An 18548-nucleotide genomic window follows, 5' to 3' on the forward strand; every position below is an offset into this window, starting at 1 on the left:
GTCAGCGCTCCTGTTTGCGCAGCAGGACGCCGGTCGTCACCATGATGACCGGCACGGCGGCGAGCAGCGGCCAGAACTGGGACGACAGGTCGGCGAGCCCGAGCGCCTTGTTGTAGACGCCGCGGCTGATCGCGAGCATGTAGGTGGCCGGATAGATCGTACCGATCCACTTGCCGCTGCCTTCGAGCGACGACAGCGGCGTGAGCAGGCCCGAGAACTGCACGACGGGGATCAGCGTGCCGACGATCGTCATGAAGATCGCGGCGATCTGGCTGCGCGTGAACGTCGACGCAAACAACCCGATGCCGGTGGCGACGACATTGAAGATCAGCACCGCGGCGGCCAGCGTCGCGAAGCTGCCCTTGATCCGCACGCCGAACACGACGTCGGCCAGCACGACCATCAGCAGGAAATTCAGCATGGCCAGCATCACGTACGGCGCCTGCTTGCCGAGCAGGAATTCGGCGCGGGTCACGGGCGTCACGTACAGGTTGACGATCGATCCGAGCTCGCGTTCCCGGACGACGGCGAGCGCCGTCAGCATCGCGGGCAGCATCAGCAGCAGCATCGGCATGATCGCGGGAATCATCGCGGGCAGGCTCTTGACGTCCGGGTTGTACCGATAGCGGATCGCGACGTCGACTGCCGGGACGAGCGACACGCCGAGCCGGCGCTTCGCCTGATCGCGCAGCCAGTTCTCGTGCATGCCGGCCACGTAGCCGCGAATCGTTTCCGCGCGCATCGGCATCGCGCCGTCGACCCACGCGCCGATTTCCACGTGCCGGCCGCGGGCGACGTCGCGTGCGAAGCCGGGCGGGATCTCGATCGCGAGCGACAGCTGGCCGTTGCGCATGCGGCGATCGATATCGCGGTCATCGGCAAGCTGGGCGCGCGGCACGAAGTAGCGGGAGCCCGCGAGATGCTGCGCGTAGTCCTGGCTCAGCATCGATTGATCGCGATCGAGCACGGCGAACGTCAGGTTGTCCACGTCCAGACTGATGCCGATGCTGATCACGCACATCAACACGAGCGAACCGAACAGCGCCAGCGTCGCGCGCAGCGGGTCGCGGCGCAGCTCCAGCACTTCGCGCCACAGGTAGCTGCCGGCGCGCGCCGGGCTGAACCAGGCGGCGCCGCGGCCGGCGTCGCTCGCGTCGGGCGACGCGGCGAGCCAGTCGGCGCCCGGTGACGTGTCCGTCGGTGCGCTGTCGCCGCGTTGCGCGTCGGTCAGGTAGCCGATGAACGCGTCCTCGAGCGTGGCGGCGCCGCGCAGGCGAACCAGTTCGTCCGGCGCGGCGCTCGCCAGCACGCGGCCCGCATGCATCAGCGAGATGCGGTCGCAGCGGGCGGCCTCGTTCATGAAGTGCGTCGAAATGAAAATCGTGACGCGGTCGTTGCGCGCGAGCTCGATCATCAATCGCCAGAAGTCGTCGCGCGCAACCGGGTCCACGCCCGACGTCGGTTCGTCGAGGATCAGCAGTTCGGGCTTGTGCACCATCGCGACGGCAAGGGACAGCCGCTGCCGCATGCCGAGCGGCAGGCGTTCGGGCAGCGCATCGAGTACGTCCGCGAGACCGAAGCGCCCGACCATTTCGTCGATGCGCGCGGGCAGGTCCGCTTCCGGCACGCCGAACAGGCGCGCATGCAGCACGAGGTTCTGCCGGACGGTCAGTTCGCCGTACAGCGAAAACCCTTGCGACATGTAGCCGACTCGCCTGCGCGTATCGATGTCGTTCGCGGCGACCGGCCGGCCGAACAGCGTCGCCGTGCCTTCGGACGCGGCGAGCAGGCCCGTGAGCATCTTCATGGTCGTCGATTTGCCGCAGCCGTTGGAGCCGAGAAAGCCGAAAATTTCGCCGCGGCGGATCTTCAGGCTCACGTGGTCGACCGCGACGAAATCGCCGAACCGCATCGTCAGCGCGTCGGCCTCGATCGCGTAGCCGTCGGTCGCGTCGGGCCGGAACGGCGTGATCCGGATCGGCTGGTGCCCGTGCCGGCGCGCTTCCGGCAGCAACGCGATGAACGCGGCTTCCAGCGTGTCGCAGCCGGTGCGGGCGAGCAGGTCGCCGGGGCTGCCCGTCGCGAGCACGCGGCCGGCGTCCATCGCGATCAGCCAGTCGAAACGCCGGGCCTCGTCCATGTACGCGGTCGCAACGAGCACGCTCATCGCCGGACGCGCGGTGCGAATACGGTCGATCAGTTCCCAGAACTGGGCGCGCGACAGCGGATCCACGCCGGTCGTCGGTTCGTCCAGGATCAGCAGGTCGGGATCGTGGATCAATGCGCAGCACAGGCCGAGTTTCTGCTTCATCCCGCCGGACAGCTTGCCGGCGGGGCGGTCGAGAAACGCATGCAGCCCGGTGCTGTGCGTGAGCGCGTCGATGCGGCGGCGTCGCTCGGCCGCATCGTGGCCGAACAGTCGGGCGAAGAACTGCAGGTTTTCCTCGACCGACAGCGTCGCGTACAGGTTCCGACCCAACCCTTGCGGCATATAGGCGATGCGCCGGCATACGCGTGCGCGGTGGCCGCGCGACGACAGGTCGCCGCCGAGGGCCCATACACGGCCCTGCTGGATCGCCCGTGCGCCGGACACGAGCGCGAGCAGGCTCGACTTGCCGACACCGTCCGGTCCGATCAGCCCGACCATGCGGCCGGCCGGGATATCGAGCGTCACGTCGTCGAGCGCGCAGGTATCGCCGTAGCGCAACGAGACGCCCGACAGCCGGGCGACCACGCCCGATTCAACGGATGCGGGCGGACTTTCGCCCGCACCGGCACCGCTAGCGACGGGCAACGTCGCGTTCATTGCGGCACCTTGATCGCGAGGCGCGCCGGCCAGCCCGCGTTCGGATCGGTCTTCAGCCACGCGACACCCGGCAGGCCGGTCTTGACGAGCTTCAGATGGCGCTGCAGCAGATCGCGGTCGATGCGCGCCTTGACCCGAAACATCAGTTTCTGCCGTTCGGTGGCCGTCTCGACCGTTTTCGGCGTGAATTGCGCCGTGCTCGACACGTAGGACACGCGTGCCGGAATCACGTATTCCGGCGCCGCATCGAGCACGATCCGCACGTCGGCACCGAGCGGGACTCTGCCGACAACCGTTTCGGGCAGGAAGAACGTCATGTAGACGTCGGACAGATCGACGACATTGAGCACCTTGCCGCCTGCCGGCAGGACTTCGCCCGATTCGGCGATGCGATACTGGACCCGCCCGTCGCGCGGCGACGTCAGCTCGCTGTCCGAGATATCGGCCTGCACGCGCGCGACGGTCGCTTGCGCGGCCGTCACCGCCGAGCGGGCGGCGACGAGCTGGGCGCGGGTGGCGTCGATCCCGGCCTGCGCGGCTTCGACCTGGGCGCGCGCGGCGTTGACGGTCGCCCGCAGGCTGCCGGCGCGCGCGCGATCGTCGTCGAGTTCCTGCAGCGACGACGCGCCGTCCCGCGACAGCGTTTCGGAGCGCGCCAGCCGGCGCGTGGCCGCGTCGAGCTCGCTTTCCCGCTGCACGACGAGCGCGGCCGCCGCGGCCTTGTCGCTGCGACGCTGGGCCACCTGCGCGTCGATGCTCGCCGCGGTGTTCACCGCCTGTTGTTCCCGGGCCTGCGCCTCGTCGAGCTGCGCCCGCAGGACGACGACGTCCATGCGGGCGAGCGGCTGACCGGCACTCACGAAATCGCCTTCGTCGACGAGCATGGCGGTGACGCGCCCCGGCAGCTTGGTCGCGACGTCGATCTCGGTCGCCTCGATGCGGCCGTTGCCGCTGACGAGCCCGGCGTCCGTCTGTGCGTCGCGCCAGCGCGTCCAGCCGTAGTAAAGGAGGCCGATCGCGAGCACGGCCGCACCGGCACCGATCAGAAGAGGGCGCTTGATGGTCTTCATGGTCTGGAACCCGAATCGATGGAAAGGTGGTTCGATGCCGCGGCGGCGCTGTCGGTATCGGTGGTCCCGCCGCCGAGCGCGCCGTACAGCGCGACGCGGCTCGATAGCAGCGCACGACGCGTCATCACCCATTGCTGCTCGGCGTTCATCAGGTCCCGTTGCGCATCGAGTACTTCCAGGAAGCGGGTGGCGCCGCTGTCGTAGCGCAGTTTCGCCAGACGTGCGCGCTCGGCCTGGGACGCGAGCGTCGCCCGTTCGATCGCGACCTGGTCGGCGAGCCAGTAGCGTGCGGCGAGTGCATCGGACACGTCGCGAAACGCGCGCTGCACGGTCTTCTCGTACTGGGCGAGCGCCTCGTCGCGCTGGGCGTGCGCGAGGGCGAGATTCGACCGATTGCGGCCGCCGTCGACGAGCGGCAGCGTGACGTTCGGAATCACCGACCACACGCCCGTTCCGGACGACAGCAGGTCGCGCAGTGCGGTGCTCCCCGAACCGATCGCGCTCGTCAATGCGATACGCGGGAAAAACGCCGCGCGCGCCGCGCCGATGTTCGCGCGCGTGGCCTGCAATTCGTGCTCCGCGGCGATTACGTCCGGACGCCGGGCGAGCAGCGACGACGGCAGGCCCGGCGCGAGCGACGGCATCACGGCGCCATCGTCGAGCGTCAGCGGCGCGTCGGCCAGCGCCGGCGTCGCACCGACGAGCAATGCCAGCGCATCGGCCGCCGATGCCCGCGCCTGCTGCAACTGGACGCCAAGCGACTCGGCCTGCTGCAGCAGGATTTCCGATTGCGTCAGGTCCAGCCGCGAGATCGCGCCGGCCGCGTGACGCAGCCGGAAAATCCGCAGCGATTCGCGTCGCGTGTCGATCGTCGCGCGCGTCAGCGCGATCCGTTCATCGATCTCGCACAGGGTCAGATAGGCGTCCGCCACGCCGGTGATCACGCTCAGCGTCACCGCTTGCCGGGCCGCATCGCTCGCGAGATAGCGCTGCAGCGCCGACGCTTTCAGGTTGCGCACGCGGCCCCAGAAATCGATCTCCCATTGCGTCTCCGCCAGCTGGATCTCGTAGACCTGGCCGATGACCGGCGTCGGCGTCAGGAAGCCGCCCGGTGTGCGAAACCGCGCGTAGGCCGCGCCGGCGCCGATCGTCGGCCACTGATCCGCGCTGCGGATGCCATGGACGGCGCGCGCCTGTTCGACGCGTGCAACCGCTGCGCGCAGATCCCGGTTGTTGGCGAGCGCCTGCTCGATCAACGCGCGCAGACGTCCGTCGACGAAATAGTCTTGCCAGGCGGGCGGCGCCTGCGCAATGGCGGCGCTGCGGGCGGCAGGATCGGGGAACGCGGCGGGGATCGGCGCGGCGGGACGTTCGTCGGGTGGCGCGAGCGACAGGCATCCCGACAGCAGGCCCACACAGGCTGCCAGCGCAACGAGACGAACGCGCCGCGCGGCGGCAGGCTGAAACAGCGGCGGAAGCGCGACGGCGCGCATGGGGTTCCTCATCGGCTACACGAACACGGGATGGCGCCGCGCTCGTGGCGACGCCGCTTCGGGTTCACTTATATCCGACGATTGCCGCGCGCCCCCTTGATCTGAATCACTGCGGCGGGAATGCGTGTCGAGGGCGGCCTCGGTTGACAGGCAGCGGTAATTCGCGTCAGCCGATGTTCCGCTTACGGGCGGTCGCCGGGCGCGAGATTCAGCAGCACGACGAACGACAGGACGCTCAGGATCAACGTGACGATCGAATACCTGAACACCCGTTCGTCGAACAGCATCCCATGCACGATGCCGGCCAGCGACGCCAGCGCGATGAACACGCTGAGCGTCGCGAGTGCGATGCGGTACTGCTTTCGGTTCATGACGGTCTCCCCGGAAAGCGGCTCTGTCATATCGCTGCGACATGTTCGCTTCGTCGCGTCGTGCGCAGCGTCTGTCGCCATGATCGAGTCGCGCTCCGGCGCCCCGTTGATCTGCATCAACGGACAAATCGGCCGGTTACGCACGGGGCCGCCGTCGCCGCAAGCCCGCGGTTGATTGATCCTCGTCAAGCCGCCGGTGCCGCCATGCGCGATGCTGAATCGGGTACGGCACACGTCCGGTCGCACGCTTCGCGATCGGCACGCGCCGGGACGGGAGACCGACATGAAGTCCGATGCAGCACTCAAGCAGGATGTCGAGCAGGCGCTGTTCTGGAATCCGGCGATCGATTCGCGCCGGATCGACGTCGACGTACGCGACCGGATCGTGACGCTGCGCGGCACCGTCGACAGCTGGGCCCAGAAGCTCGAGGCGCAGAAAACCGCGCTGCATGTCGCGGATGCGCGTGCGCTGGTGCTCGAACTGAACGTCGAGCCGCCGGAGGATGCCTGCGCCGACCACGAACTGGCGATCGCGATCACGTTCGCGCTCGGCTGGCAGGAGGCATTGCGCGATCACCAGATTCGCGTCGAAGTCGATCACGGCTGCGTGACGCTCGACGGCGAGGTCGATCATGCGTTCCAGAGCCGTGCAGCGGAAAAAATGGTGAGCCGGATGAAAGGCGTCGTCGGTGTCGCGAACCGCATTCGGGTGCGGGCCGACCAGACGGTGCCCGACGTCGGCACGCGGATTGCCGAAGCGCTGGCCCGTCGCGCGCAGCGCGAATCCGCCGGAATCGCGATCGAGGCGGACGACGGCATCGTCACGCTGACGGGCACGGTCGCGTCGCTGGCGGAAAGGCGTGCCGCGTGCGGCGCGGCGGCGTCGGTCCGGGGCGTGCGCGAGGTCGTCGACCGGTTGACCGTCGCGTGAGCATTGCGCCCTGTACCGCCGATTCCCACGGAGAAGCCGCCATGAATCGATCGCTTCCCGGCGCGCTGGCATTCAACTATCGCGACAGCGAGGACATGCTGCGCGCGAACTGGACCCGTGACGCGGCCTGAGCGGTCGCGAGTCCGGCGCACAGCCTCGACGTCATGAAGAAAACATTCGACTACTCCGGGTTGATGATCCCGATCGCGTTCGCGGTCCTGATCGCCTATCAACTGCTGTCGGCCCAGCCGGCGACGACATCGATTTCGTACAGCGATTTTCATCGGCTGGTCGACGCGCGGCTGGTCGACGAGCTCGAGATCGGTCAGTCGTCGATCTCGGGCGCGTTGCGCATGCCGCAGGCCGCTACCATGCTGCCGGCGTCCGACGCGGTCGCCGTCAAGAAGGCAGGGCCGCCGTGGCGCTTCACGACGAACCGCGTCGGCGACGATCATCTGGTCGCCGCGCTGACGGCCGCCGGCATCCGCTATCGCGGCGTGCCGGATTCGGGCTGGATCGCGATGCTCGCGACGTGGTTGCTGCCGATGATCGTCCTCGTGCTGGCCTGGAACTTCACGATGCGGCGGCCGGGCGGGATGAGGGACCTGAGCGGCATGGGCAAGAGCCAGGCCCGTGTGTATGTGCAGCAGGAGACCGGCATCACGTTCGACGACATCGCGGGAATCGACGAGGCGAAGGCCGAGCTGCAGCAGATCGTCGCGTTCCTGCGCAGCCCCGAACGCTATCAGCGGCTCGGCGGCAAGATCCCGAAGGGCGTGCTGATCGTCGGCGCGCCGGGCACCGGCAAGACGCTGCTGGCACGCGCCGTCGCCGGCGAGGCCGGCGTGCCGTTCTTCACGATCAGCGGATCGGCATTCGTCGAGATGTTCGTCGGCGTGGGGGCCGCCCGCGTGCGCGACCTGTTCGAGCAGGCGCAGCAGAAGGCGCCGTGCATCGTGTTCATCGACGAGCTCGATGCGCTCGGCAAGGCGCGCGGCGTCGGGCTGATGTCCGGCAACGACGAGCGCGAACAGACGCTCAATCAATTGCTGGTCGAGATGGACGGTTTTCAGGCGAATTCGGGCGTCATCATCATGGCCGCGACCAACCGGCCCGAAATCCTGGATCCCGCGCTGCTGCGCCCCGGACGATTCGATCGGCACATCGCGATCGACCAGCCGGACCTGACCGGCCGCAAGCAGATCCTGGCCGTCCATACGAAGCGCGTGAAGCTGGCGCCGGAAGTCGACCTCGCGGAACTGGCGCAGCGCACGCCCGGCTTCGTCGGCGCCGATCTCGCGAACGTCGTCAACGAAGCCGCGCTGCATGCGGCCGAACTCGGCAAGCCGGCGATCGCGATGGCCGATTTCGACGAAGCGATCGACCGCGCATTGACGGGCATGGAGCGCAAGAGCCGCGTGATGAACGAACAGGAGAAGCGGACCATCGCTTATCACGAAGCCGGGCACGCGCTCGTCGCGCAAAGCCGCGTGCACTGCGACCCGGTGAAGAAGGTGTCGATCATCCCGCGCGGGATCGCGGCGCTCGGCTATACGCAGCAGGTGCCGACCGAGGATCGCTACGTGCTGCGCCGGAGCGAACTGCTCGACCGGCTCGATGTCCTGCTCGGCGGGCGCGTGGCCGAGGAAATCGCGTTCGGCGACGTATCGACCGGCGCGCAGAACGATCTCGAACGCGCGACCGCGCTCGCGCGGCACATGGTCATGCAGTACGGGATGAGCGACCGGATCGGGTTGATGACGCTCGACGATGCGGTATCGCAGGGCGGCGTGCCGGCCGTGTGGACACCGGGCGACGGCCATTGCAGCGAGCACACCGCGCAACTGATCGACGAAGAGGTGCGCGCGCTGCTCGACGATGCGCACGCGCGGGTCGCGGCGACGCTCGGCGAGCATCGCGACGCGCTGGAGCGGATCGCGCGCAGCTTGCTGGAGCACGAATCGATCGATCACGACAGGCTGATGGCGCTCATCACGCCGGCCGACGATACCGGCGATACCGGCGATACCGGCGATACCGGCGATACCGGCGATACCGGCGACGCGCGCAGTCCCGCGCCGGCCGACACGGAAACGACCACGGACGCTCCCGTCTGAACGAACGATCGCCGCGCCGCGCCGAGCGTCGGCCGCCGGTCTGCGTGCGTCGTTCAGCAGCCGATGCAGACCGGGCGCTCGCGCCGCGCCTGCGCCGCATCGGTGGTCACGACCGACGCGAGCCGCGGATCGGGCCGGAACACCGTGATGCCCTTGAGCCCGTCACGCCATGCCTGGAAGAACAGGGCGTCGACGTCCACGAGCGAACACTGCGCCGGCAGCGTCACGGTCTTCGAGATGCCGGCATCGACGCACGGCTGCAGCGCCGCGAGCATCGCGACGTGATCGACCGGCGCGATATCGGCCGCCGCGACGAAATAATCCGGCAGCCTGACGTGGCCGCCATGCAGGTCGCGAAACAGCCGATATGCGTGATTCTCGACACGAAACGGTCGCACCCGTCCGTCCGCGGTGCGCACGAGGCGCCGCTGCGTCCAGCCGAGCGCCGGCTCGATTCCGTTCGAACAGTTGTCGCAGAACGCGAGACTCACGCTGCCGGCCGGCGCGAACGACAGCAGATGGCTGTTGCGCAGCCCGTGCCGCGCGATCGCGTGGTGCACCTTCAGCGGCAGCGGCATGCGGTGCGCGGGGCCGGTCAGATAGGCGGCGGGATCGTACGCGGGAAACACGCCGCGCTCGGCGGCGAGCGCGGCCGAAGCCGCGAACGCATGCTCGCGCATCGTCAGCACGATCCCGCGTGCGAACGCCCGCGCTTGCATACTGTCGTAGCGCAGCCGCAGCATCGTCAGCGCGTCGCCCAGGCCGGTGACGCCGACCCCGATGCGGCGCGTGCGCCGCGCCTCGTGGGCGTGCGCGGCGAGCGGCCACGCGGTCAGGTCGAGTACGTTGTCGAGCATGCGCACCTGGACGCGCACCGCGTCGGCGAGCCCCGGGAAATCGAAGCGCGGCTTGCCGTCGACCCCGAACGGGTGATGGACGAACCGCGACAGGTCGATTGGCCCGAGCACGCAACTGCCGTACGCCGGCAGCGGCTGCTCGCCGCACGGGTTCGTCGCGTCGATCCGCTCGTGTTCGTGCAGCGGATTCGCGTCGCGGATCGTGTCGAGGAACAGCAGCCCCGGCTCGGCGCTGTCGCGCGCCGCGCCGACGATCTCGTGCCAGAGCGTGCGCGCCGGAATCGTCGCGTACAGATACCGTCCGTCCGGCCGCCGGGGCTGTGCACCGGCCCCGGAGCGAGGCCGCGCGTGGTGGACGAGTGCCCAGGGCAAATCCTGCCGGACGGCCTCCATGAACGCATCGGTGACGCCGACCGACAGGTTGAACGTCGGCCAGCGCGATCGTCCGCGCTTGGCGGCGACGAAGGCCGCGAGATCCGGATGATCGCAGCGCAGCACGCCCATTTGCGCGCCCCGGCGCGGGCCGGTGAACGGCAGCGCCCGGCACATCGCATCGAAGCGGTCGATCGCGACGCATGCGCCTCGTTCGGACGACACGCGCCGTTCATACGCGCCGGCGGGCGGCACCGGCGAGAAGTCGTAGCCGATTCCGCCGCCCATCAACAGCGTGAGCCGTGCGTCGTCGAGCGCATGCGCGAGTGCTGCGTCGATGGCGGCCCATGGCGCGCCCGGCGCAATCGCGAGCGGATGGACGAAGCAGTTGACCATCGTCCCGCCGGTATCCGCGCCGGCGTTCGCGAGGATGCGGCCCGCGCCGATCGCGCCGCGCTGCAGGTTCCGGAAGAACGCGCGCGCCGCCTGCGCACGGAGATCGACCGGCTCGGCGAGCGACAGCGCATGCGCGACGCGATGGAACAGGGCCTCGCGAGACGTTTCGCCGGGCCGCGCATAGCGTTCGGTGAACACGGTGGTGCAAAGCGGCTGCTCGTCCATGGCGGGGCTCGGCAACGATGAATGACTCACTGTAGGAGTCCGCCCGGACGCGTCGTTGATCGAGCGCAAGCGGGCGCCTTCGCGGCGTGGCTTGACGGCGGTCAACGCGGTGGCCGGCAGCGAACGTAATGTGGAGCCACGGCCGGCATGCGGCGGTTGCCGGGCTTCGCCGCGCCGGCGTCCGTCGCGAGAAGCCGGCGGCGTCCCTGCCATCGACCGAGAGCCACGAACCATGACCGACATCGTTACCGTCACATTGAATCCCGCCGTCGATGTTGCTACGTCGGTCGAGCACATCGTCGAGACGCACAAGCTGCGCTGCGCGCGGCCGCGGCGCGACCCCGGCGGCGGCGGAATCAACGTCGCCCGGACCGTTCACCGGCTCGGCGGCGATTGCGTCGCGCTGTACCTGGCCGGCGGGCCGACCGGCGACGTCCTGACGCGGCTGCTCGAAGCCGAGCATCTGCCGAGCGAGCGCATCCGGATCGCCGGCGAGACCCGCGAGAACGTGTGCGTGACCGAGACGGCGACAGGGCGCGAATACCGCTTCCTGATGCCGGGGCCGACGCTCACGAAGGCCGAGTGGCGCGAGTGCGCGACGCGCATCGACGCGATGCAACCGGCGCCGCGCTATCTCGTGTTGAGCGGCAGCCTGCCGCAGGGCGCGCCTGACGATCTCTACGCGACGTTGGCGTGCGCGGCGAAGGCAAAGGGCAGCCGCGTGGTGGTCGACGCGGCGGGCCGGGCGCTGCAGGCGGCCCTCGAGGCCGGCGTGCATCTCGTCAAGCCCAGTATCGGCGAACTGAGCGCGCTGGCCGGCGAACCGCTCGACGACACGTCGGCGTGCCGGAAGGCCAGCGAACTCGTGGCGCGCGGCCAGGCCGACATCGTCGCGTTGACGCTCGGCGCGCGTGGCGCATGGGTCGTCACGCGCGATCGCACGTTGCGCCTGCCCGGCAGGCCGGCAGCCGTATGCAGCACGGTCGGCGCGGGCGACAGTTTCGTCGGCGGCATGGTGTGGGCGCTGGCGCGCGGCGTGCCGTTCGACGATGCGTGCCGCTACGCGCTGGCGGCATCGGCCGCTTCGGTCGAGCATCCGGGGACGGCGCTGTGCACGCGCGACGACGTCGAGCGGATTCATGCCGAACTGGTTGCGCAGGCAAGTTGACGGACAGGCGGCGCGGACCCATCAGAGTCGTTCGACGTGTGCGCCGATTGCTTCGGCGTGGCGTGACGGGCATGCGAAACCGCGGCGTCGGATGGCATTGCGTCAGACGAATCGCCGGCTGTTTCGGGTGCATGCGTGCGCTTGATGACCTGCGTCAACCCTCCCTCGTGCCGCAAGAGCGAAGATCGAGGTTCGCGCGTGTCGATCACGATCGAGGACCGACATGCACCGTGCCGTCTGCGTCTTCACGTTCGTGATACGGAACGCCATCATGCTCTCCTCGTTTGCGCGCACGTCGGATTTCCCGATCATCACGCCGTCCATCGACGGGACGCCGAACCTGCCGTCAGCCGAACCCGACTGGCATCGACCGCCCGACACCGACGGCGAGTGCCTGCTGAGCCCTCACGAGATTGCGATCCTGATGGTGCTTGCCAGCGAACCACGACGCCAGCAGGGCGACCCTGCCGATCTTCATTGTCTTGTGGACCGGGGCCTCGTCCGGCTGGATGCCGTGCCGCTCGCGGAGGCGCGCGTGCGTCTGTCGGACCGGGGGCGGCAGATGGTGTCGCGTCTCGAGGCACGCAACCGGGCGCGATGCCGATTTCACGACGGTGGGGCGGACCTCGGGCGAGGCGCTTCGCTGATCCGTGTCAGGCATCCCGCAATGCTGCCGGATGCACGGTTATCGCCATGGGATACGGACAGGCCCGTGACCATGAAAAACGGCGCCGACTGAACGATGTCGAGCAGGCGCTCGAGCCGGATCCATCGATCGACGCCGTGCGCAACGGGGTCGATCGAATCACCGTTGCGTGAATAGGCGGGCGGAGACGGGCGTCGACCGACGGCCCGCGTCGTCCGGGCAGGGGAGGGAACATGAATGCCGCGATGCTTTGCACCCGCGATGTCGCCATGTGTTCCGCGCAGACGACCGTCGTCGAGGCGGCCGCGATGATGCGCGACGCACATGCCGGCGACCTGGTCGTCGTACGTGAAAGGGAAGGACGATGCGAGCCGGTCGGCATGCTGACCGACCGGGACATCGTGCTCGCCGTCGTCGGTCCCGACGCACCGGCCGGTTCGTTGTTCGTCGGCGACATCATGTCGGCCCCGGTCGCCGTCGCGGACGTCGACGACGATCTCTGGCTGCTCGCGAAGCGGATGCGCCAGCATGGCGTACGCCGATTGCCGGTGGTGGGCGACGGCGGCGAACTGATCGGCATCGTGTCGCTCGACGACCTGCTGCGCGCGGCCGCGGCGCTGCTCGACGAACTACGCCTCGTGGCGGCACGCCAACCGTATTTCGAGGAGAAACAGCGTGGATGATGCGGTGTGCGTCGGGCGCGGTCGCGACGTGCCCGCGGCAACGGCGCGCGCGAGCACGGCCGAGAAGCGGGCGTGACGATGGCGATTTCGGGCGATCACGCGCAGGTTCACGTAGCCGGTCAGGCCGCCGAAGCGCCGGGGCAGCCGGTCGGTTTCGACGACGGGCGCGGGGACATGCGGCGCCGCCGCACGGTTGCGGCCGAGCGCCCGGTCGCCGCGTGGCGCGCCGGGCGCCCACCACTGCGGGACGGTTGACGCAGGTCAACCCGGCTCGCCCCACCGCCCCGGAAGATGAACCGCCATCATCGACGGGGAGGGGCACCGTGGAGCACCATGCGGAGGTATTGCGGGGCGGCCGCTGGACGCTGCCCGCGCCGGGCTGGCGGGATCTCGCCGCGATGCTGATCGTCACCGGCGTCCTGCTGCTCGCCGGGATCTCGGCGCACCAGATGGCAGGCCCGCTCGCAGTCGCGCATCCTCCGGCCATCTCGCTGTCGCCCGCGGCGTTGCCCGGCTATACGCTGCGTACCGTCTCGCGCATGTTCGCGGCATTGCTCGCGTCGATCGTCTTCACGTTCGTCTATGCGACCGCGGCGGCCAGGAGCCGGTCGGCCGAACGGGTGCTGATTCCGTTGCTCGACGTGCTTCAGTCGGTGCCGGTCCTCGGCTACCTGTCGTTGACGGTGCTATTCTTCCTGTCGTTGTTCCCGGGACGAATCCTCGGCGCCGAGTGCGCCGCGATCTTCGCGATCTTCACGAGCCAGGCGTGGAACATGACGTTCAGCTTCTACCAGGCGCTGCGCACGGTGCCGCTCGACCTCGACGAGGCCAGCCGCAGTTTCCGGCTTTCGGCGTGGCAGCGTTTTTGGCGCCTGGACGTGCCGTTCGCGATGCCCGGCCTCGTCTGGAACGCCATGATGTCGATGTCGGGCGGCTGGTTCTTCGTGGTCGCGTCCGAGGCGATCGCGGTCGGCAACCTGCACGTCGACCTGCCGGGCGTGGGCGCCTATGTCGCGCAGGCGATCGCGAACCGCGACCTGGCCGCGGTGGGCTGGGCGATCGTCGCGATGAGCATCGCAATCGTCCTGTACGACCAGTTGCTGTTCAGGCCCCTGGTTGCGTGGTCGGAACGGTTCCGCCATGGCGATGCCGCGCCCGCGGTCGCGCCGCGCAACTGGTTGCTCGACCTGTTCCATCGATCGCGATGGATGGTCCGCGCGGGCCGCCCGGTCGGCATGCTGTTGCGCCGCGTGGCGCTCGCACGGCTGCCCGCGGCGACATGGCCGTGGCGCGGCCGGATGGCGCTGCCGCGGCACGCGGGTGACGCGCTGTGGCTCGCGCTTGGCGGCGCGGGATGTGTGTACGCGGTGTACGGGCTGTTCAGCCTCGGGCGCGCGACGCTGACCTGGACGGACCTGCGTGTCGTGGCGGGCGAAGGGGCGCTCACCTTCGTCCGTGTGACGGTGCTGGTCGTGATCGCGTCGGCGATCTGGGTGCCGATCGGGATCGCCATCGGTCTTCGGCCGCGCGTGGCCGCCCGCGTTCAGCCGGTCACACAGTTCCTCGCCGCGTTTCCGGCCAACCTGCTGTTTCCGGTCGCCGTCTTTGCGATCGTGCGTTTTCGTCTCGAACCCGACATCTGGTTGTGCCCGTTGCTGACCCTGGGCGCGCAATGGTATGTCCTGTTCAACGTGATCGCGGGCGCGAGCGCGTTTCCGGCCGACCTGCGCGAAGCGGCTGCATGCTTCCGGGTCCGTCCGTCGACCTGGTGGCGTCGCGTCATGTTGCCGGGCATCCTGCCGTATTTCGTGACGGGCGCGATCACTGCATCCGGCGGCGCATGGAATGCGAGCATCGTCGGGGAAGCCGTGAGCTGGGGCGGCACGCGCCTGAATGCCGGTGGCCTCGGTGCCTACATCGCGCGGATGACCGAAGCCGGCGACTCTCCGCGCATCGCGCTCGGCGTCGCCGTCATGTCGCTGCTCGTGATTGCGGCCAACCGGCTCGTGTGGCGCCCGATGTATGCGTTCGCGGAGCGCAGAACGCGGCTCGATTGAGTCCGGAGTCCCATCCTTTACCCGCGGGAGACTGGCGTGTCGAATTTCGGTGAATGCAAGCAAGCGAACGTTGCGATCGCGGCCGCGCCGTCATCGGAGCAAGCGCCGGTCGTGCTCGAGATGCGCGCCGTATGCAAATCATTCACGAAACCGTCCGGCGAACCGCTGCACGTGCTGGCCGATATCGACTTCACGCTGCGCGAGGGCGAGATACTGGGGTTGCTCGGCCGCTCCGGATCGGGCAAGTCCACGCTGCTGCGGATCGCGGGCGGGCTCGTCGAGCCTTCGTCGGGCGCGGTCGCGTATCGCGGCGCAACGCTTGCCGGCCCGACCAGCGGCATCGCGGTGGTGTTCCAGACCTTCGCGCTGTACCCGTGGCTGACCGTCGTCGAAAACGTCGAGCTTGGACTCGATGCGCTGAACCTCCCGCCACGCGACGTGCGCGCACGGGCCATTGCCGCGATCGAGCTGATCGGGCTCGACGGTTTCGAATCGGCGTTTCCGCGCGAACTGTCGGGCGGCATGCGTCAGCGGGTCGGGTTTGCCCGCGCGCTCGTCAGCGAACCCGTCCTGCTGTTGATGGACGAACCGTTCTCGGCGCTGGACGTGCTCACCGCGGAAACGCTGCGCACCGATTTTCTCGATCTGTGGGACGCGCGCCAGCTGTCGATCCGATCGGTGATGATGGTGACCCACAACATCGAGGAAGCGGTGCTCATGTGCGATCGCATCCTGGTGCTCGGCGCCGGTCCCGCACGCATCGACACCGCGCTGAACGTGCCGCTGCCGCGTCCGCGCAGCCGGCACGACCCCGCCTTTCAGGCGATAGTCGGCAAGATCTACGCGACGCTGACCGCACGCATCGCCGATGCGGCGGCGAACCGCGAGACGGCCGGCGGCGCGCTGGCGATGACGCTGCCCGACGTGACGAGCCACCATCTCGCCGGGTTCGTCGAGACACTGGCGGCCGCGCCGTACGACGGCCATGCGGAGCTCGGCACGATTGCGTTGGCGCTCGCGCTGCAGGCCGACGCGCTCCATCCGACCGCCGCCGCGCTCCATCTGCTCGCCTTTGCCGAGTGGCACGACCGCACCATCCGGCTGAGCGCGGCGGGCCACGTGTTCGCGCACAGCGACGACGAGGCCCGGCGGCGCCTGTTTCGGGAGCACGTCGTCAAGTTCGTGCCGCTTGCCGCGCATATCGACGAAGTGCTGGGCGAGCGGGCAGAACATCGCGCGCCTCGCGAGCGCTTTGAACTGGAACTCGAGGATCATCTCGATCCGCGCCGCGCGGATCAGGCGCTGCGCGTCGTGACCGATTGGGGCCGTTACGCCGGGCTGTTCGATTACGACGACCATACGCGCACATTCGGCCGTTGACCGGGCGCGCTTCCATCCGATGCGATGCGACGTGTCGGATCGGGGCGCGGCGCTTCCGCGCGCAACATCGCCGGCCCGGCGCCCGCCGGGGACGCCGGGGTCGTTCCACGAGCGCCATACGTCGCGCGGCTACGTACGTAGTACGGCGAACAACGGCGCCCAGAATGCGCGGTCGCCGTATGCCGCGGCGTCGCAATCGGTATCGAAGCGGATTGCGATCGCGGCCTCGGCCGGGGCCAGCGTGTCGGCATGGTCGATCTGCCGCGCCAGTACGGCCGGGTCGGCGTCGGACGCGTCGCGCCCGCGCTCGGCCCGCGCCGCGACACGCGCGACGAGCGTTGCCCGGCTCGCGACGAAATCGAGAATCGCGACGCGCACGCCGAGTTGCGCGGCGAGCGAGATGAACGCCGCGCGGTGGCGCCGGCGCAGGAACGTTGCGTCGACGATCGCCGTGTAGCCGCTGGCGAGGACCACGCCGGCCTGCTCACGCAGTCTTTCGTAGATTGCGTCGATCGCCGAATCCGAGTAAGCGGCAGCGGGCAGCCGGGTGTGCTCGGGCGCGCGGGCGTCGCGCTTGCGCTCGACGTCGCTGGACAGCCGGATCGCGCCGATCTGTGCCGCAAGCGCGCGGCTGGCCACCGATTTGCCAGAACCGGACACGCCACGGCACAGCAGCAATGCCGGTCGCACATCGCGCCGTGTCCGCGCCATGTCCGACGCGATCCGCAGATGCCGACGGCGGGCCGCATCGTCGCCGCGCAGCCGCGCAGTCATCGCCTGCACCAGCGCGCGATAGACGAAGTAGCACGGCAGCACGCCCAGCGCCGCATGATCGCCCGTGCGGGCGAGCCATTCGGACAGGAGGTGGTGGGCGCAGTCGGCTCGCCCGCGGGCGGAATAATCCGTCAGCGCAAACGCGAGATCGCTCGCCACGTCGATCCAGCGCAGCGCGTCGTCGAACTCGATGCAGTCGAACATCAGGATACGGTTGCGCCAGCGGACGACGTTGTCGAGATGCAGATCGCCGTGGCACGCCCGCACGAATCCGCGTGCATGCCGCTCGGCGAACTGCGGTGCGACGCGGGCCAGCTCGGCCTCGTACCAGCGGCGCAGCGCAGCTTCTCCGGGCACCGTGACGTCGAGCGTGTCGCACAACTGCCGGCATTGCGCCACGACGCTGGCCGTGCTGCCCGGATGGCCGCGCGGCGCACGGCGCGGCGCGTGCAGATGATGGCGGGCCAGTGTATCCGCGAGTGCGTCCGCGTCCGCCAGCCCGGCGCCGTGTGATGCGCTGCGGGCCGACAACATGGCCTGCGCGTCGAACCGGCGCATCCGTACCACGTACTCGCCGGGCACCGCCGGCTGCCGACGGCGACGCGCGCCGGTTTGCACGGGCGGCCCGAAGGCGCTGCGCCGGCCGCGCGCCATGATCGGCCAGACGCCCAGGTAAAGCGAGCCGGCGAACGGCCGGTTGAGCGTGCATTCCGCCAGCGCGCAGCGGCGACGCTGCGCGGGGCGGACGAGATCGACGAACGCGAATCGAACGGGCTTGATGCGCTTGTACGCGTAGCGTCCCGCCAGATAGACGACCGACAGGTGTGTTTCGATCCGTACGATCCGGCCGGCGGGATGGGGGTAGGTGGCAGGCCGACGCAACGCGCGATCGAATTGCATGGTCTTTCGTCGTGCGGCTCCGCGGCTCGACGTGAACGGCAGGCGTGGCGCTCTCGGCATGGCGAACGGATCGATGGGCAGGGCGACTGCATGTCGCAGCGCCCGCGGGTTTAGTCCACGGAAACGGCACGTTTCCGTGTGCTCGATGTCGCGGGACCTGGGCGGCAGGTTCGGTACACGCGTGCGACGCCCCCATTGCAGCCGACTGTCGCCCGTTGCGGCTTGATGCGCGTCAAGCGCGCCGACGGCGCGATCGATCGTTGATCTGGCTCAGCGGATGGCGCGGCGCGATCGCAAAAAAT

The 18548-nt window shown here is 69.3% G+C and carries 13 protein-coding genes; 7 read left to right on the forward strand and 6 right to left on the reverse strand.

All coding sequences use genetic code 11. From position 1 onward, the window contains the following. Position 1 precedes the first annotated feature (1 nt). The 4 genes from rbbA to J8I35_RS01870 all read right to left on the reverse strand — a co-directional run bounded on the left by rbbA (position 2) and on the right by J8I35_RS01870 (position 5740). Entirely contained in the window at positions 2-2806 is a 2805-nt protein-coding gene (gene rbbA / locus J8I35_RS01855; RefSeq protein ID WP_245170047.1) for a ribosome-associated ATPase/putative transporter RbbA, read from the reverse strand. Further along, on the reverse strand, positions 2803-3876 hold the full coding sequence (locus J8I35_RS01860; RefSeq protein ID WP_050016742.1) for an HlyD family efflux transporter periplasmic adaptor subunit: 1074 nt from the start codon (positions 3874-3876) through the stop codon (positions 2803-2805). Before J8I35_RS01860 ends, rbbA begins: the two co-directional genes overlap by 4 nt. Further along, positions 3873-5369 carry a TolC family protein gene (locus J8I35_RS01865; RefSeq protein WP_209924494.1) on the reverse strand — a complete coding sequence of 499 codons (1497 nt, stop codon included), beginning with the start codon at positions 5367-5369 and terminating at the stop codon, positions 3873-3875. The genes J8I35_RS01860 and J8I35_RS01865 overlap by 4 nt, the downstream gene beginning before the upstream one ends. Positions 5370-5551: 182 nt before the next feature. Further along, positions 5552-5740: a DUF2964 family protein gene (locus J8I35_RS01870; protein WP_124555404.1), complete on the reverse strand. Its 189-nt coding sequence runs from the start codon at positions 5738-5740 to the stop codon at positions 5552-5554. 283 nt (positions 5741-6023) lie between these two features. Between J8I35_RS01870 and J8I35_RS01875 the strand changes: the two genes are divergently transcribed. Together J8I35_RS01875 and ftsH are read left to right on the forward strand one after the other, a co-directional pair. Further along, complete coding sequence (locus J8I35_RS01875; RefSeq protein ID WP_124592716.1) at positions 6024-6671, forward strand: BON domain-containing protein; 648 nt, start codon at positions 6024-6026, stop codon at positions 6669-6671. 164 nt (positions 6672-6835) lie between these two features. Next, entirely contained in the window at positions 6836-8788 is a 1953-nt protein-coding gene (gene ftsH / locus J8I35_RS01885; protein WP_209924305.1) for an ATP-dependent zinc metalloprotease FtsH, read from the forward strand. Between the two features lie 53 nt (positions 8789-8841). Here the strand turns inward: ftsH and J8I35_RS01890 are convergent, their stop codons facing one another. Beyond that, positions 8842-10638, reverse strand: a complete 1797-nt coding sequence (locus tag J8I35_RS01890; RefSeq protein WP_209924306.1) for an adenosylcobalamin-dependent ribonucleoside-diphosphate reductase — start codon at positions 10636-10638, stop codon at positions 8842-8844. A 232-nt stretch (positions 10639-10870) separates the two neighbouring features. Here J8I35_RS01890 and J8I35_RS01895 point away from each other — a divergent pair, with 232 nt between their 5' ends. The 5 genes from J8I35_RS01895 to J8I35_RS01915 all read left to right on the forward strand — a co-directional run bounded on the left by J8I35_RS01895 (position 10871) and on the right by J8I35_RS01915 (position 16572). Continuing rightward, on the forward strand, positions 10871-11806 hold the full coding sequence (locus tag J8I35_RS01895) for a 1-phosphofructokinase family hexose kinase (RefSeq protein ID WP_209924307.1): 936 nt from the start codon (positions 10871-10873) through the stop codon (positions 11804-11806). A gap of 223 nt (positions 11807-12029) precedes the next feature. Then, positions 12030-12545 (forward strand): hypothetical protein, encoded by a 516-nt coding sequence (locus J8I35_RS01900; RefSeq protein ID WP_209924308.1) that lies wholly within the window; start codon positions 12030-12032, stop codon positions 12543-12545. A 140-nt stretch (positions 12546-12685) separates the two neighbouring features. Continuing rightward, on the forward strand, positions 12686-13135 hold the full coding sequence (locus J8I35_RS01905; protein WP_209924309.1) for a CBS domain-containing protein: 450 nt from the start codon (positions 12686-12688) through the stop codon (positions 13133-13135). Positions 13136-13458: 323 nt separating this feature from the next. After that, positions 13459-15192, forward strand: coding sequence for an ABC transporter permease subunit (locus J8I35_RS01910; RefSeq protein WP_209924310.1), 1734 nt, complete (start codon positions 13459-13461; stop codon positions 15190-15192). Between the two features lie 120 nt (positions 15193-15312). Beyond that, the gene (locus J8I35_RS01915; protein WP_209924495.1) at positions 15313-16572 is read left to right on the forward strand and encodes a nitrate/sulfonate/bicarbonate ABC transporter ATP-binding protein; all 1260 of its coding nucleotides are present in this window, start codon (positions 15313-15315) and stop codon (positions 16570-16572) included. 129 nt (positions 16573-16701) lie between these two features. On the opposite strand, the gene J8I35_RS01920 is transcribed toward J8I35_RS01915, so the two are convergent. After that, entirely contained in the window at positions 16702-18306 is a 1605-nt protein-coding gene (locus J8I35_RS01920; protein WP_209924311.1) for a bifunctional aminoglycoside phosphotransferase/ATP-binding protein, read from the reverse strand. Between the last annotated feature and the right edge of the window lie 242 nt (positions 18307-18548).

Source organism: Burkholderia sp. CpTa8-5 (assembly GCF_017815045.1).
Taxonomy (GTDB): Bacteria; Pseudomonadota; Gammaproteobacteria; order Burkholderiales; family Burkholderiaceae; genus Burkholderia; species Burkholderia sola.

Excerpts from the sequence above, each read along its gene's own strand:
- ftsH (WP_209924305.1), top strand. The coding sequence starts at position 6,836 with ATGAAGAAAACATTCGACTACTCCGGGTTGATGATCCCGATCGCGTTC.
- J8I35_RS01920 (WP_209924311.1), bottom strand. The coding sequence starts at position 18,306 with ATGCCGAGAGCGCCACGCCTGCCGTTCACGTCGAGCCGCGGAGCCGCA.
- J8I35_RS01860 (WP_050016742.1), bottom strand. The coding sequence starts at position 3,876 with ATGAAGACCATCAAGCGCCCTCTTCTGATCGGTGCCGGTGCGGCCGTG.
- rbbA (WP_245170047.1), bottom strand. The coding sequence starts at position 2,806 with ATGAACGCGACGTTGCCCGTCGCTAGCGGTGCCGGTGCGGGCGAAAGT.
- J8I35_RS01870 (WP_124555404.1), bottom strand. The coding sequence starts at position 5,740 with ATGAACCGAAAGCAGTACCGCATCGCACTCGCGACGCTCAGCGTGTTC.
- J8I35_RS01895 (WP_209924307.1), top strand. The coding sequence starts at position 10,871 with ATGACCGACATCGTTACCGTCACATTGAATCCCGCCGTCGATGTTGCT.
- J8I35_RS01900 (WP_209924308.1), top strand. The coding sequence starts at position 12,030 with ATGCACCGTGCCGTCTGCGTCTTCACGTTCGTGATACGGAACGCCATC.
- J8I35_RS01915 (WP_209924495.1), top strand. The coding sequence starts at position 15,313 with ATGCGCGCCGTATGCAAATCATTCACGAAACCGTCCGGCGAACCGCTG.
- J8I35_RS01875 (WP_124592716.1), top strand. The coding sequence starts at position 6,024 with ATGAAGTCCGATGCAGCACTCAAGCAGGATGTCGAGCAGGCGCTGTTC.
- J8I35_RS01905 (WP_209924309.1), top strand. The coding sequence starts at position 12,686 with ATGAATGCCGCGATGCTTTGCACCCGCGATGTCGCCATGTGTTCCGCG.
- J8I35_RS01890 (WP_209924306.1), bottom strand. The coding sequence starts at position 10,638 with ATGGACGAGCAGCCGCTTTGCACCACCGTGTTCACCGAACGCTATGCG.
- J8I35_RS01865 (WP_209924494.1), bottom strand. The coding sequence starts at position 5,369 with ATGCGCGCCGTCGCGCTTCCGCCGCTGTTTCAGCCTGCCGCCGCGCGG.